The 14,097-nt window shown below is 67.9% G+C and carries 11 protein-coding genes and 1 tRNA gene; 10 read left to right on the top strand and 2 right to left on the bottom strand.

Annotated elements, in window-relative coordinates:
- Positions 1 to 272: 272 nt before the first annotated feature.
- The 5 genes from CSW59_RS18475 to CSW59_RS18455 are packed head-to-tail and all read left to right on the top strand — an operon-like array spanning position 273 to position 8,101.
- Complete coding sequence (locus CSW59_RS18475) at positions 273 to 2,549, top strand: TonB-dependent receptor (protein ID WP_161495073.1); 2,277 nt, start codon at positions 273 to 275, stop codon at positions 2,547 to 2,549.
- Positions 2,550 to 2,551: 2 nt separating this feature from the next.
- Entirely contained in the window at positions 2,552 to 3,493 is a 942-nt protein-coding gene (locus CSW59_RS18470; RefSeq protein WP_099445442.1) for an ornithine cyclodeaminase family protein, read from the top strand.
- Positions 3,493 to 5,193: a peptidase M61 gene (locus CSW59_RS18465; RefSeq protein WP_099445441.1), complete on the top strand. Its 1,701-nt coding sequence runs from the start codon at positions 3,493 to 3,495 to the stop codon at positions 5,191 to 5,193. Before CSW59_RS18470 ends, CSW59_RS18465 begins: the two co-directional genes overlap by 1 nt.
- Complete coding sequence (locus CSW59_RS18460) at positions 5,181 to 6,503, top strand: CapA family protein (RefSeq protein WP_161495072.1); 1,323 nt, start codon at positions 5,181 to 5,183, stop codon at positions 6,501 to 6,503. Before CSW59_RS18465 ends, CSW59_RS18460 begins: the two co-directional genes overlap by 13 nt.
- Entirely contained in the window at positions 6,500 to 8,101 is a 1,602-nt protein-coding gene (locus CSW59_RS18455) for a M20/M25/M40 family metallo-hydrolase (RefSeq protein WP_099445439.1), read from the top strand. The genes CSW59_RS18460 and CSW59_RS18455 overlap by 4 nt, the downstream gene beginning before the upstream one ends.
- A 324-nt stretch (positions 8,102 to 8,425) precedes the next feature.
- Here CSW59_RS18455 and CSW59_RS18450 read toward each other — a convergent pair.
- A tRNA-Val gene (locus tag CSW59_RS18450) sits at positions 8,426 to 8,500 on the bottom strand.
- 47 nt (positions 8,501 to 8,547) lie between these two features.
- The gene (locus CSW59_RS18445; RefSeq protein ID WP_099445438.1) at positions 8,548 to 9,261 is read right to left on the bottom strand and encodes an HAD-IA family hydrolase; all 714 of its coding nucleotides are present in this window, start codon (positions 9,259 to 9,261) and stop codon (positions 8,548 to 8,550) included.
- A gap of 69 nt (positions 9,262 to 9,330) precedes the next feature.
- Between CSW59_RS18445 and glmU the strand changes: the two genes are divergently transcribed.
- Genes glmU through CSW59_RS21525 form a run of 5 tightly spaced genes read left to right on the top strand, consistent with a single transcriptional unit; the run spans position 9,331 to position 14,065 of the window.
- Positions 9,331 to 10,710, top strand: a complete 1,380-nt coding sequence (glmU, locus tag CSW59_RS18440; RefSeq protein WP_099445437.1) for a bifunctional UDP-N-acetylglucosamine diphosphorylase/glucosamine-1-phosphate N-acetyltransferase GlmU — start codon at positions 9,331 to 9,333, stop codon at positions 10,708 to 10,710.
- The gene (gene rpiA / locus CSW59_RS18435) at positions 10,707 to 11,393 is read left to right on the top strand and encodes a ribose-5-phosphate isomerase RpiA (RefSeq protein WP_099445436.1); all 687 of its coding nucleotides are present in this window, start codon (positions 10,707 to 10,709) and stop codon (positions 11,391 to 11,393) included. The genes glmU and rpiA overlap by 4 nt, the downstream gene beginning before the upstream one ends.
- Before the next feature lie 40 nt (positions 11,394 to 11,433).
- Positions 11,434 to 12,834 (top strand): glutathione-disulfide reductase, encoded by a 1,401-nt coding sequence (gor, locus tag CSW59_RS18430; protein WP_099445435.1) that lies wholly within the window; start codon positions 11,434 to 11,436, stop codon positions 12,832 to 12,834.
- Positions 12,831 to 13,580 (top strand): hypothetical protein, encoded by a 750-nt coding sequence (locus CSW59_RS21530; protein ID WP_236632263.1) that lies wholly within the window; start codon positions 12,831 to 12,833, stop codon positions 13,578 to 13,580. The genes gor and CSW59_RS21530 overlap by 4 nt, the downstream gene beginning before the upstream one ends.
- Positions 13,544 to 14,065 (top strand): O-antigen ligase family protein, encoded by a 522-nt coding sequence (locus tag CSW59_RS21525; RefSeq protein ID WP_236632262.1) that lies wholly within the window; start codon positions 13,544 to 13,546, stop codon positions 14,063 to 14,065. Before CSW59_RS21530 ends, CSW59_RS21525 begins: the two co-directional genes overlap by 37 nt.
- Positions 14,066 to 14,097 lie beyond the last annotated feature (32 nt).

The raw sequence follows: 14,097 nt of genomic DNA, 5'->3' as shown, positions 1-14,097 counted from the left end.
ATCGGCGGGGCGGGCGCGAGATTCAACGAAATGTTGATGTCGAGCCTCGGCGTGGGGTTAACACGATCGTCAGCGGGCGTCGATTATCCGATTGGCGCCTGTGTTTTGGGCCCTATTGTCTGATTTCCAAGCGAAAATCGGCCCATGTCAAAGCTTCGTTGTGATCATCAACAAAATGTTGAATGCGTCATCGTTCCGTTGCAAGACTTCTGGCGAACATTGGTCTTGAGGAGGCGGCGCTCACGCCATCCTCCACGCCTAGGGGGATTGCGATGCGCAACGGTTTGAAGGTTTTGCTGCTGGCGGGTTCGGGGAGCGCGTGCCTGCTGGCCGCTTCGGCGGTTCAGGCTCAGGACGCCGCGAGCGACCAGACGACGATGAGCGAGATCGTCGTGACCGCCCAGAAGAAGTCAGAGCGCCTGCTGGACGTGCCGGTGTCGGTGGCGACCGTGACGGGGGATACCCTGGTGCGCCAGAACTTGGTGCAACTGCGGGACTTCTACAATCGCGTCCCGGGCATTTCGCTGACGGGTGGTGGCACCGAGCAGCGCGCGGCCAACGTCGCCATTCGCGGCGTCACCACCGGCGGCGGCACCGCGGCGACCGTCGCCTTCGTCGTCGATGACGTGCCGCTGACGTCCGGCGCGGCCTCGGCTCAGTCGCCGCTCGTCGATATCGATCCGTCCGATCTACAGCGCATCGAGGTCCTGCGCGGTCCGCAAGGCACGCTCTACGGCGCCTCCAGCCTGGGCGGCCTAGTGAAGTACGTCACCACGGCGCCCAACACCGAGGACTTCAGCGGTCGCGTCGAGCTCGGCGCCAACAACATCGCCGGCGGCGGTCAGGGCTATTCGCTGCGCGGCGCTGTGAACGTGCCCGTGGTCAAGGACAAGCTGGCGCTTCGTGTCAGCGCCTTCGACCGCCGCGATCCGGCCTATCTCGACAACATCAACGCCACCGCCCAGGGTGTGGACGTCAACAAGAACCGCGTGAAGGGCGGACGGGCCGTGGTTCTGTTCAAGCCGACCGAGACCTTCTCCATCGACGCGTCGGCCGTGCGCCAGCGCGCGAAGTTCCTCGGCAGCCCCAGCATCCGCGTCTGCCCGTCGTGCGGCACGGGCGCTTTCACGGGCCCCGTCGACTTCACGCCGTACTTCGGCGACCTGACGCTGAACATCGCGCCGACCAAGCGCGACGTCAGTCTCGACCTCTATCAGGGGCGCGCCAATGTGGACCTCGGCTTCGCCGACCTGACCGCGATCAGCGCCTGGAACAAGGTCCGCTCCAAGTCCGATCTGGACCAGACCAACGCCTTCCGCTTCCTGCTCTCGCCGTTCTCGGCCGCAGGCGGGTCGGTGTCGCTGATCAACGCCGACCGGACCAAGAAATTCAGCCAGGAAATCCGCCTGGCCTCCAAGTCTGACGGACCGTTGGAGTGGCTGGTCGGCGGCTTCTACACGGACGAGAAGATCTCGGTGGATCAGACGCTGATCGTCCGTTCGGCGGGCGGCGGCGCGGGGACGACCGCCTATAACTCGGTCGGGCCCGCGACGCTGAAGGAAAAGGCCGTCTTCGCCGACGCCACCTACCACTTCACGCCGAAGTTCGACCTGCAGGTCGGCGCGCGCTACTCGTCCAACGACCAGGACAGCCGGTCCACGACCACGATCGCCAAGCCGGCCGAGCGGTTCTTCGGCCCGACCAGCAGCGTCGACCAATCCAAGTCCTCCGACGACGCCATCACCTGGCTGTTCACACCCAGCTACAAGATCTCGTCGGACATGATGGCCTACCTGCGCGTCGCCACCGGATATCGTCCCGGCGGCCCCAACAGCGCGGGGATCGGCAGCGTTCCGCTGTCGTTCGGTTCCGACACCGTGACCAGCTACGAGGCCGGTCTGAAGGGCGTGGTCCCGAACCTGAGGTTCACCTATGAGGCGGCGCTCTTCCAGATCGACTGGGACGATATCCAGCTCCTGACCACCGACACGCTCTCGCAGCTGACCTACTACACGAACGGCTCGACCGCTCGCAGCCGTGGCGCGGAGTTCTCCGGGCGCTGGTCGCCGGTTCGGGGTTTCGTGCTCGAAGGCGCCATGACCTATCTGGACGCCAAGCTGACCGACGGCCTGCGTCCGCCGGCGGGCGCCTCGCCGATCTACGGCGCCAAGGGCGATCGCCTGCCGGGATCGGCCAAGATCTCGGGCAGCCTGTCGGCGGACTACGACTGGTCGGTCGGCGGCGGCTTCTCAGGCTTCGTCGGCGCCAGCTTGGCCTATGTCGGTAGCCGCTATGGCGACTTCGCCAACATCCTGCCGACCGCGACCGCCAACGAGGCCTACGGCCCCCGTGTGAAGCTGCCGTCCTACACGACGGTCGATCTCCGCGTCGGCGTGCGCAACGAGGACTGGACCCTCGTGGCCTATCTCAAGAACGTCGGCGACAAGCGCGGCGTCCTGGAGGCCAACACGCGTGGCGGCACCAGCCCGCCCACGGCTGTCTTCCTGCAGCCGCGCACCGTGGGTGTCTCCGTGTCCCGCAGCTTCTAGGCATGAAGGTTCTCGACGAAGCCGCCGTCCTGAAGGGCCTCGATTTCGAGGGCTGCCGGGCGGCGGTGCGTGGAGCGATGATCGCGCTCTCCGCGGGCGAGACCCGGCAGCTGCCGCGCTCGATCATTCCGATCGGCGCGGGGCGGCTATTCGGTCAGATGCCGGGGGCGCTGCTCTCGGACGGCTATTTCGGAGCCAAGCTTGTCAGCGTCTTCGCCGAACCCGATCGCCCGGGGCGCACCGCGCACCTGGGCGTGGTGGTGCTATTCGACGCCGATAGCGGCCAGGCGGTGTGCGTCGCCGACGCCAGCGCCATCACCCTGATCCGCACAGCCGCCGGCACAGCCGTCGCGACCGACGCTCTGGCGGTCCCGGACGCCGAGCGTTTGACGGTCATGGGCTATGGCCACCAGGCCAGCGCCCACATCGAGGCCCTGGCCCGCATTCGGCCGCTGCGCGAGGTCAGGGTCTGGGGGCGCTCGATCGACCGGGCCGGGGCTTTCTGCGAGACGATGGCGGAGAAGACCGGCCTGTCGATGGTCCCGGTCGCCGATCCTCGCGAGGCGGTGGCGGACGCCCAGATCGTCTGCACGGTCACCGGCGCGGTCGAGCCCATCCTGTTCGCCGACTGGCTGACGCCTGGAACTCACGTGAACTTGGTCGGGGCCAGCGTCGCCTCGGCGGCGGAAGCCGAGGCCGCCGTGGTCTCGGTCGGGCGCTATTTCGTCGAGAGCCGGGAGTCGGCGCGCAACGGCGCGGGCGAGTTCCTGCGCGCCGTCGCGGCCGGGCTGGTCACCGAGGACTGCATCCAGGCCGAGATCGGCGAGGTGCTGGCCGGAACCCGTCCGGGGCGAGAGGCCGACTCGGATATCACCGTCTACAAGTCGATCGGCCACGCTGTGCAGGACCTGGCGGCGGCGGCCTATCTCTACGAGCAAAGCTGATGACCCTGGCGCACCGTCTCGGCGGCCTTACCGCTGCTCTCCTGCTGACCGCCTCCGGTCCGGCCCTGGCCGATCCGTCGCTGTCGGTGCTGCTCAAGCCCAGCCGCATGGACGAGGCCAAGGGGCAGGGGAGCCTCGAGGTCGAGATGCGCTTCTCGGAGCTGCCGGCCACGGCCGGCGCGCCGATGCTGAGCCTGCCTATCGTCATCGCCAACACCGCCACGGTCGCCGAGACCCTGACCGGCCTGACGGCGACCGACGCTGACGGCGAGGTTCCGCTGATGGTGCGGGACGATCCGGCCCAGGGCCTGGTCTGGTCGCGCCACTGGCTGGCCGGTCGCGCCACGCGCGGGCCGGTCGTCGTGCGCTACACGGCTCCGGTCGACAACACCCCGCCCAAGCGTGGCTCGGGCCCGCCCTATGCCTTGCGCACCGAAGGCGGCGGTGTCTCGGGCGTAGGCAACACCTTCATCCTCCTGCCCGAGGAGGAGAAGGTCCGGAAGATCAGTCTGAGCTGGGATCTGCGCGCGCTGCCCCAGGGCTCGACGGCGACCTCCAGCTTTGGCGAGGGCGATGTCGCCTTGCCCGACGGCCCGGCCGACCAACTGGCCTCGACCGTGTTCATGGCTGGGCCGATGAAGCGCGAGCCGGCCATAGTGTCCGAGACCGGGTTCTCATCGGCCTGGCTGGGCAAGCCGCCGTTCGACCCCGCGCCGCTGATGGCCTGGACCAACCGGTTGCACGGTTGGATGAGCGGCTTCTTCCAGGACAAGAGCGTCCCGCCGTATCGGGTCTTCCTGCGTTACAACCCGATCAACGCCGGCGGCGGCACGGCCTTGACTCGGTCGTTCCTGACCACCTACGGCGCCGACACCAAGGGCGACAGCCTGAAGGGCACCCTGTCGCACGAGATGGTTCACACCTGGACGGAGTCGAACGCCGGCCAGTGGTATGGCGAGGGCGTGGCGGTCCATTACCAGGGTCTGCTGCCGTTCCGCGCCGGGCTTCTTTCGCCCGAGGAGTTCCTGGAAGACCTCAACGACACCGCCCGCCGTTACTACGCCAATCCGTTGAACGACACGCCCGACCAGGAGATCGCGCCGCGCTTCTGGGAAGACACTCGCATCCGCGTGCTGCCCTACGACCGGGGCGGCCTCTATTTCGCGGTGCTGGACGGCCGAATCCGCCGCGCCACCGCCGGCAAGCGTTCGGTCGACGATCTGGTGCTGGAGATGAACCGCCGCTATGCCGCTGGCCAGAGCACGGACGACGCGGCGTGGATCGAGCTGGTCGTGAAGGAACTGGGCGAGGACGGGCGCAAGCTGCACCAGGCCATGTTGGCCGGCGCCCTGATGTTGCCCGAGTCCGACGACTTCGGGCCGTGCTTTACGCGGACGACGGCCGAGGTCCGTCGCTTCGAGCTGGGTTTCGAGCCCAAGTCGCTGGTTGGGACCACCAAAACGATCCGGGGCCTGATCCCGGGCTCGGAAGCCGCCAAGGCTGGCCTGAAGGACGGTGACGTTGTCACCTACGCCGTCGCGATGGACGGCGTGCAGGGCGATCCCGCCGCGACCTTGACCCTGAAGGTTACACGCGAGGGCAGGAGCTTCCCGCTGACCTATCTGCCGCGCGGCGAGACGGCCAAGGTCTATCAATGGACGCGCAAGCCGGGGACGGAGAGTCTGAAATGCGCCTACTGACCGCCGCCATCCTGGCCGCGTCCCTAGCCGGATCGGCGTCCGCGCAGTCGCCTGCGACTGTGAAGAACGGGTTCTCGCTGGCCGTGACCGGCGACCTGATCGGGCCCGAGAAGCCGATCACCGGTTATGGCGATCCCGGAACACTGCGGATCCAGAAGCTGCTGTCGGGCGCCGACGCCGCGTTCGGCAACCAGGAAGGCGCGATCTTCGACCTCGACAAGTTCCCCGGCTACCCGGCGGCCCAGAACGGCGGGGGCACGCCGATCAACGACGCGGCGGTGGCCTTCGACCTCAAGGCCATGGGCTTCAAGGTCATGTCGATGGCCAACAACCACGCCACCGACTTCGGCGTCGATGGCATGCTGCGGACCCAACAGTCGCTGGACGCCGCCGGCGTGGTCCATGCCGGCACGGGCGACAGCTTGAGCGCGGCGCGCAAGCCCGCCTACGCCAAGACGCCCAGCGGGACCGTCGCACTGGTGTCGTTCGCGGGCACCTATACCGATATTTCCTTGGCCGCTGACGCCAATCCGGCCCGAGGCTTCCGCGCTCGTCCGGGCCTGGCCCCGCTGCGCTCGCGCGAGCTGCAACGGGTCACGGCCGACCAGATGCGGACCCTGCGCGAGATTGCGGCCCGCTCGGAGACGCCCGACGCGGCCAAGAACCCGGAAGTCTTCAGCGCCGCCAAGACAGGCGAGGAGTTGACCATCGGTCGCACGACCTTCCGCGTCGAGGACGGTCCGGGCCTGAGCTACGACATCAACGCCGACGACCGCGCCGCGGCCCTGGCCAGCGTCAAGGAGGCGCGCGGCAAGGCCAACCTGGTGGTATTCTCGATCCACGCGCATGAGACGGCCTCGTCCGATCCCGAAGACATTCGTCCGGCCGACTATATGACCCCGCTGTTCCACGAACTGATCGACGCCGGCGCCGACGCGATCGTGCGCCACGGTCCGCACGCCCTGCTGGGCATCGAGATCTACAAGGGGCGGCCGATCTTCTACGGCATGGGCAGCCTGATGTTCCAGGTCGGCGACAAGAGCCGCCAGTTCCGGGGCTTCACCCTGCCGGAAACCTGGTATGACGGGGCCGTTGCGGTGACCGAGTACCAGAGCGGCCGGGGCGCCGTGATCCGCATCCATCCGTTCGTCCAGAACCTGCAGGACGATCGCCTGGTCGGCACCCCCCGGTCGCCGTCGCATGACGAAGCCCGGCGGATCCTCAAGCGCATCCAGGCCGCCTCGGTCCAGTTCGGTACGCAGATCGCCATCGAGGGCGATGTGGGCGTGATCCGCGTGACGACAAAATGAAGCTGGCGCGGCGGCGAGCGCTCATCGGTCTGGGCGCACTGGCTTTAGCCCATCCGGCCAAAGCACAAGCCGTTCCCGATCTGGCGCTGTATCAGGCCATCCGCGACGAGGGCCTGAAGCGTGGTCGGGCCATGATCTACGCCACCAGTCTGGTCGATGGCGTCGGTGCGCGTCTGATGGGCTCTCCGAACATGCGGCGAGCCTATGACTGGTCCCTGGCGCGGATGCGCGAACTGGGCCTGAGCAATCCGCGCCTTGAGCCGATCGGCTCCTTCGGCCTCTCCTGGCGCCAGGTCCGCGCCTGGGCCCGGATGATCGCTCCGGGAGACGCAGCCTTCGCCGCCGCGGCCGCGCCCTGGTCGGTGGCGACGAAGGGGGCGGTCGAGGGCTGCGCGATCGCCGTGCGCTTGGACGCCGACGAAGATTTGCAGGCCGCTAGAGGACGGCTGAGCGGCAAGGTCGTGCTGCTGGGGCCGCCGAAGGCCGTATCCGTCACCGAGCCGTCCGTCGTCCGCTACACCGACGAAGAGGTCTTGAAGGGCGACGCCGCCGAAGCCGTGGGCGCCTACTACCGCACGGTCACCGAACGCCGCGCGCGTCAGGGGCGGGAGGGGCTGTTCAAGGCCCGGCGCAACGCATTCCTGGCGGCGGAGGGCGTGGCGGCCGTGATCCTGGACGGCGGTGGCGACGAGCCCGGCGTCATCACGGTCGACGGCTCGGAGCTGGGCGGTCGGCCATGGCTGGTGGCCGAGCGCCCCGCGTTTCCCGTGCTCCACATGGCGCACGAGGCCTATGCCCGCTGCTGGCGTCTGGCGGAGGCCGGGACTTCGACGCGTCTGCGGCTGGAGATCGCCACCGAGGAAGGCGATCCCGCCGAGCCGGGCTACAACGTCGTCGCCGAGTGGCCGGGGACGGACCCGGCCCTGAAGGCCCAGGTCGTGCTGGCCGGCGCGCACCTCGACAGCTGGGCGGCCGGCGCGGGGGCGGCCGACAATGGCGCGGGCGTGGCGGCGACGCTGGAGGCGGTCCGCATCCTGCGCGCGCTGAACCTGAAACCCCGCCGCACGATCCGAGTGGTTCTCTACGGTGGCGAGGAGCAAGGGCTTTACGGTTCTGAAGCCTACGCCAAGCAGCGCCTGGGCTATGCTCCGCGCTCGACCGCGCCCGAGCAGTTGGCGCTGCCCGTCGAGGGGCGGCGCGCCAAGATCGGGCCGCTGGTCAAGGGGCCGGAGTACGAGGCGTTTTCGGTCGCCTTCAATCTGGATGGCGGCTCTGGGCGCATCCGGGGCGTCTTCACGGGCGGCAATCCCGCCCTGGCCGCGCTTTATCGCGCCTGGATCGCGCCGCTGGCGGATCTGGGTGTGCTGGCGGTCTATGACGGGCCGCACTGGCCGGCCGATCAGTCGACCTTCACCGAGATCGGCTTGCCGGGGATCTCGTTCCTGCAGGATCCGCTCGACTACGACAGCCGCGCGCATCACACGAATCTGGATACGCTTGAGCGCCTGTCGCCGCCAGATTTGGCGCAAGCGGCGACCGTCCTTGCGATCTTTCTGATCAACAGCGCCACCGCCGAAGCGCGGACGCCGAGGTCATGACGGGCGATGGGCCCGTGCAGGGGCGCGAGCGATGTTCAACCTAAGTGAGGATTTGCGGCGCCCATAGGCGCTCAAGCACCGTGGAAACTTCGGGAATAGGAAAGAAGCTCGCGCACACAGCGCGCGGTGAGAAGCTGGGGAAGTGTGGCCTTTGCACGAAGGGGAACACTTCGGACGCGCCGATTGTCTTCACGGCCTCGGAAATCCAGTTCTCACAAGTATTCGGCTTGCGGGGTGAGGAGCGCGAAACTTGGGTTTCTGGGGCGACAGCGCCACGAATGGCCGGCTCTATATGCCGCAAGCTATCATAAAATAAGGAAGAAATGGTGGATGCGACAGGGATTGAACCTGTGACCCCCTCGGTGTGAACGAGGTGCTCTCCCGCTGAGCTACGCATCCGCCGTGTGGAGAGGTCCGAAACGAACCCGTCCGCGAGAGGACGGGGGCTATAGCCCGGTGTTCGGCGCGGGGCAAGAGGCCAAAAGCGTCTTGCAGGCGTTCGGCACATCCAAAAAGCTGTGGACGACCAGATCGCCGCCCAGGGTCTCGACCGGATCCTCTGTGTAGCCGAACGACACCAAGACGCTGGGCACGCCGGCGTTCTTGGCGCCGAGGGCGTCGTTGATGCTGTCGCCGATCATCACCGCGCGGGCGAGGTCGCCCTCAACGGCGGCGACGGCGGCGGCGACATGGCGGCCGTCGGGCTTGGCGGCGGGGGCGCTGTCGGCGCCGACCACGGCGTCGAAGAACGGCGACAGACCCGTGGCGTCCAGCAGGGCGACCGACAGGTGGGTCAGCTTGTTGGTGCAGACGACGAGGCGGGCGCCAGCGGACTTCAGGTCGGTCAGGGTCTCGACCACGCCGGGGAAGGGCGCGCTCTCGTCTGCGATACGCGTCAGGTAGAGGGCGATGAAGCGCTGGACGAGGGCGGGCGCGTGCTCGGCGTCCAGCGGCGCGCCGGCGGCGGCGAAGCCCCGCTCCAGCAGGGCCCGCGCGCCCCGTCCGACCATCAGCCGCACCTCGTCGAAGGGCAGGGCGGGCAGGGACTCCTCGGCCAGGATGGCGTTCAGCGAGCCCACCAGATCGGGCGCGGTGTCGACCAGCGTGCCGTCCAGGTCGAAGGCGATGGTCGCCCCGTTCAGGTCATGAAGCGCGTGCATGGGTCTGGCCTTTCGGCCAATTGCACGGCTAATGCAACTTTGGTTCGCCTCTAGGGAGTCGCGAGAGCCATGACCGTCCCCGTGTTACAGCCCATCCGGCCGCGCGCCGCCGTGATCCTGGCGGCCGGTCAGGGCACGCGGATGAAGTCGCCGACGCCCAAGGTGCTGCACAAGCTGGCCGGCCGGACCCTTTTGGACCACGCCATCGACGCGGCCGAGGGTCTGGGCTGTGAGCGGATCATCGTCGTGGTCGGGGCGCACAGCCCGCAGGTCGGCGAGGCCGCCCGCAAGCGCCTGGGCCCGAACGCGACCGTGGTCCAGGACCCGCCCCTGGGCACCGGCCACGCCGTGCTGGCGGCCAAGGACGCGCTGGCGGACTTCAACGGCGACGTGGTCGTCACCTACGCCGACTGCCCGCTGACAACAGCCGGGGTGATCGCGCCGCTGTTCGACCAGATCACCGGCGGCGCCCATGTGGCGGTGCTGGGCTTTGAGGCCCACAATCCGACCGGCTACGGCCGCCTGATCCTGGCCCCCGGCCACGTGCTGCTGCGCATCGTCGAAGAAAAGGAAGCCGACCTCGCCACCAAGCAGGTCAAGCACTGCAATTCCGGCGTCCTGGCCGCCGATCGGGCGATCCTGTTCGACCTGCTGGCCAATGTCCGCAACGACAACGCCAAGGGCGAGTACTACCTGACCGACGTGGTCGGCCTGGCCCACGATCGCAAGCTGGTCACCCGCGCGGCTTTCGCGCCGGAGGCTTCGGTGCAGGGCGTCAATTCGCAAGCCGAGCTCGCCGCCGCCGAGGTGGTCTGGCAGAAGGCCCGCCGCAACGCCCTGTTGGTCGAGGGCGTCACCATGCCCGCGCCCGAGACCGTTCATCTGTCGTGGGACACCCAGATCGCCGGCGGGGCGGTGGTCGAACAGTTCGTGGTCTTCGGCCCCGGCGTCAGCGTCGAGAGCGGCGCGGTGATCAAGGCCTTCAGCCATCTGGAAGGCGCCCATGTCGGGGAGGGCGCCTTGATCGGTCCCTACGCCCGCTTGCGCCCCGGCGCCGAGATCGGCCCAGAAGCTCACATCGGCAACTTCGTCGAGGTCAAGAACGTCAAGGTTGGCAAGGGCGCCAAGGCCAACCACCTCAGCTATCTGGGCGACGGCTCGGTCGGCGAGAAGGCCAACATCGGGGCCGGCGCCATCTTCTGCAATTACGACGGCTTCGAGAAGTTCCAGACCCATGTCGGCAAGGGCGCCTTCATCGGCTCCAACAGCGCCCTGGTCGCGCCCGTGCGGGTGGGCGACGGCGCCATGACCGGCTCGGGATCGGTGATCACCAAGGACGTCGAGGACGGGGCGCTGGCCCTGGCGCGTCCTGAACAGACGATCAAGGCAGGGTGGGCGACCAAGTTCCGCGCCCTCAAACAAGCCAAAAAGGATGCGAAGACGAAATGAGCAGCGCCGACGATCAGAAGCGCGCCTCGGGCGAGGCCGCCGCGCAACTCGTTGAAAACGGCATGGTGGTGGGTCTGGGCACCGGCTCCACCGCAGCCTGGTTCGTCAAGGCGCTGGCCGCCCGCAAGCTGACCGACATCAAGGGCGTGCCGACCTCGGACGCCACCGCGGCCCTGGCGCGCGAGCTGGGCATTCCGCTGGTCGCTCTGGACGACGTCAAGACGATCGACCTGACCGTGGACGGCGCCGACGAGATCGGTCCGGGCCTCAGCTTGATCAAGGGCGGCGGCGCGGCCCTGCTGCGCGAGAAGCTGGTCTGGGAAGCCTCGACCCGCTGCGTGGCGATCGCCGACGCCGCCAAGCGCGTTCCGGCGCTCGGCAAGTTCCCGCTGCCGATCGAGGTCGTGCGCTTCGGCCACGTCCACACCGGCCATCGCTTGGCCGACATCGCCGCCGAGTTCGACCTGCCGCCGCCGCGTCTGCGCACGGCCGAGCGGGGCGTGGTCGTCACCGACGGCGGCAACCTGATCTACGACATGGCCTCGGGCCGCATCGACGAGCCGGCGACCCTGGCCACGGCGCTCAAGAGCGTCACGGGCGTCGTCGACCACGGTCTGTTCCTCGACCTGGCCGACGAGGCGCTGGTCGGTACGGACGAGGGTGTGGTGCGTCTCGTTCCCTGACGTCTTACATAAGCCGACCAGTGAAGCTTGGAGCCCGGTGATGGCTGACTACGACTACGATCTCTTCGTCATTGGCGCGGGCTCCGGCGGCGTGCGCGCGGCGCGGCTGGCGGCCATGAGCGGCGCCAAGGTAGGCGTGGCCGAGGAGTATCGTGTTGGCGGAACCTGCGTGATCCGCGGCTGCGTGCCCAAGAAGTTCATGGTCTACGCCAGCGAGGTCGCCAGCCAACTGAAGACGGCCAAGGGCTATGGTTGGACGATCGGTGAGGCCAAGTTCGACTGGAAGGGCTTCATCCACGACAAGGACGTCGAGATCGCCCGTCTGTCAGGGATCTATGTAACCAACCTGCAGAAGGCCGGCGCGCATCTGCTGCACGGCCGCGCCCAGATCGTTGATGCGCACACCGTCGAGGTGCTTCCCAAGGAGGGCTCGAACGACGCCGGTGTCTACACCGCCCGCAAGATCCTGATCGCCACGGGCGGCCGGCCGGTGAAGCCCGACTTCCCGGGCGCGGAGTTCGGCATCACCTCGGACGAGGCGTTTCATCTGCCCAAGCTGCCCAAGAGCATCATGATCGTCGGCGGCGGCTATATCGCCGTCGAGTTCGCGGGCATCTTCGCAGGGCTCGGCGTCGAGACGACGCTGCTCTACCGCGGCGCCAACATCCTGCGCGGCTTCGACGACGACGTCCGCGCCCACCTGGCCGATGAACTGGGCAAGCGCGGGATCAAGGTCGTGCTGGGCTGCTCGCACACCCGCATCGAGAAGCAGGAAGACGGGACGCTGCTCAGCACCCTGAACAACGACCTGACCTTCGAGACCGAGGCGGTCATGTTCGCCACCGGCCGCGAGCCCTATGTCCATGGCCTTGGCCTGGAGAAGGCCGGCGTGAAGCTGAACGAGCGCGGCGCGATCGCGGTCGACGCCCACTCCAAGACCAATGTCGACAGCATCTGGGCCGTCGGCGACGTCACCGACCGGATCAACCTGACGCCGGTCGCGATCCGCGAAGGCGCGGCCTTCGCCCAGACCGAGTTCTACAACAATCCGACGACCTTCGATCACGACATGGTCGCCTCGGCGGTGTTCTCGCAGCCGCCGGTCGGCGCGGTCGGCATGAGCGAGGCCGAGGCGCGGCACGTGTTCGGCGCGGTCGATATCTACCGATCGGTGTTCCGTCCCATGAAGATCACCTTCTACGGCGGCCAGGAGCGGTGCCTGATCAAGCTGGTGGTCAAGGCCGATGACCAGAAGGTGGTCGGCGTTCACGTGGTCGGGCCGGACTCGCCCGAGATCATCCAGATGGCCGCCATCGCCGTGAAGATGGGCGTGACCAAGCCGCAGTGGGACTCGACCTGCGCCGTCCACCCGACCCTGGCCGAGGAGCTGGTGACGATGCGCGAGAAGTACATCCCCGTCGAAGTCGGCGGCGTGGGATGATGAAGGCCGGCGTCCTGACGGACGCTTCGGAACGTCGGACCCGTTGGCTGGGTGGTCTCGCCGTCTTCATGATGGTGATGACGTCGCTGCTTGGCTATCTGGCGCCAAAGCAGTTCGCGGCGTTGCTCAGTCTGGTCGGCCTGCTGGCGGCGCCGGGGCTGCTCAGGTCGCGACCGCCGCTGCTGCCGATGTTCGCCTTGGCGCTGATGGCGGTTTGGGCGCTGTTCAGCCTGAGCTGGACGCCAGCTCTCCCGGACCCGGCCAAGCTCAAGAAGTTCGGCGCCGTAGAGAATTTCACGGCGATCAAGCTGTTCCTGCAATTGGGCCTGTACGGCTCGGCGGTCGCCATGCTGGGCCAGATGTCAGTCCGATCGGCTCGGCTGGCGGCGCGGGTGATGCTGGTCAGCGCCGGCCTGCTGGCGCTGATCACGTGTCTGGACGGCCTGCTGGGCGCTCCGATCTATCAGGCGATCCGCAAGGCTAGCGGTGATCCGCTGACGCCTGACCTCGCCATGGTCAAGGTCTCCATGGGAACCTATCCGCTGGTTCTGCTGCTTTGGCCGTGCGCCCGCGTTCTGGGCGCTTCGACCGTCAAGGGGCGGAATGTCTTGGTGGCGATCCTGTTCGGTCTGATCCTGCTGGCGGCCCATATCACCGGGGCCGACGCGCCGGTCGCCGCCCTGGTGCTGGGGGGCTGGTCTGGCTGGGGGTGCGCTTCATCGGCAAGCCGGTCGCGCGGGCCCTGATCCCGCTGGTCTCGGCGGTTTTTATCTTCGCGCCCATGGTGATGCTGTGGGGCGAGAAGTCGGGCGTCGTCGCCTGGCTGCACGCGCTTGTGCCCCCGTCCTGGGACCATCGTCTGAACATCTGGGCCTTCGCCTCCGACCGTATCCTGGAGCATCCGATGCGCGGCTGGGGGATCGACGCAAGCCGGGCCTTCGGCTCGGCCATCCCGCTGCACACCCATAACGCTCCGCTACAAATCTGGCTGGAGCTTGGCGCGTTCGGCGCGGCCATGGCGGCGGCCTTCTATGCCTGGATCCTCTACGGCGTGGTCAGGTGGACCGGCGTGGATCGACGCGACGGCGCCATGGCGGCCGGGGCCCTCACATCCTATCTGGTGGTCAGCGGTTTGAGCTTCGGGGTCTGGCAGGAATGGTGGCTGGCCCTCGGCGCCTTGGCCGTCATTGCCTGCGGGGTCGCGCAAAAAACGAGCGCTTCTACCCGCTAGCGCGACAACGAACTTTCTCGCTTTGGCGGATC

Origin of the sequence: Caulobacter sp. BP25 (assembly GCF_002737755.1) — a bacterium.
Taxonomy (GTDB): Bacteria; Pseudomonadota; Alphaproteobacteria; order Caulobacterales; family Caulobacteraceae; genus Caulobacter.
This window is presented reverse-complemented; position numbering and strand designations above follow the sequence as displayed.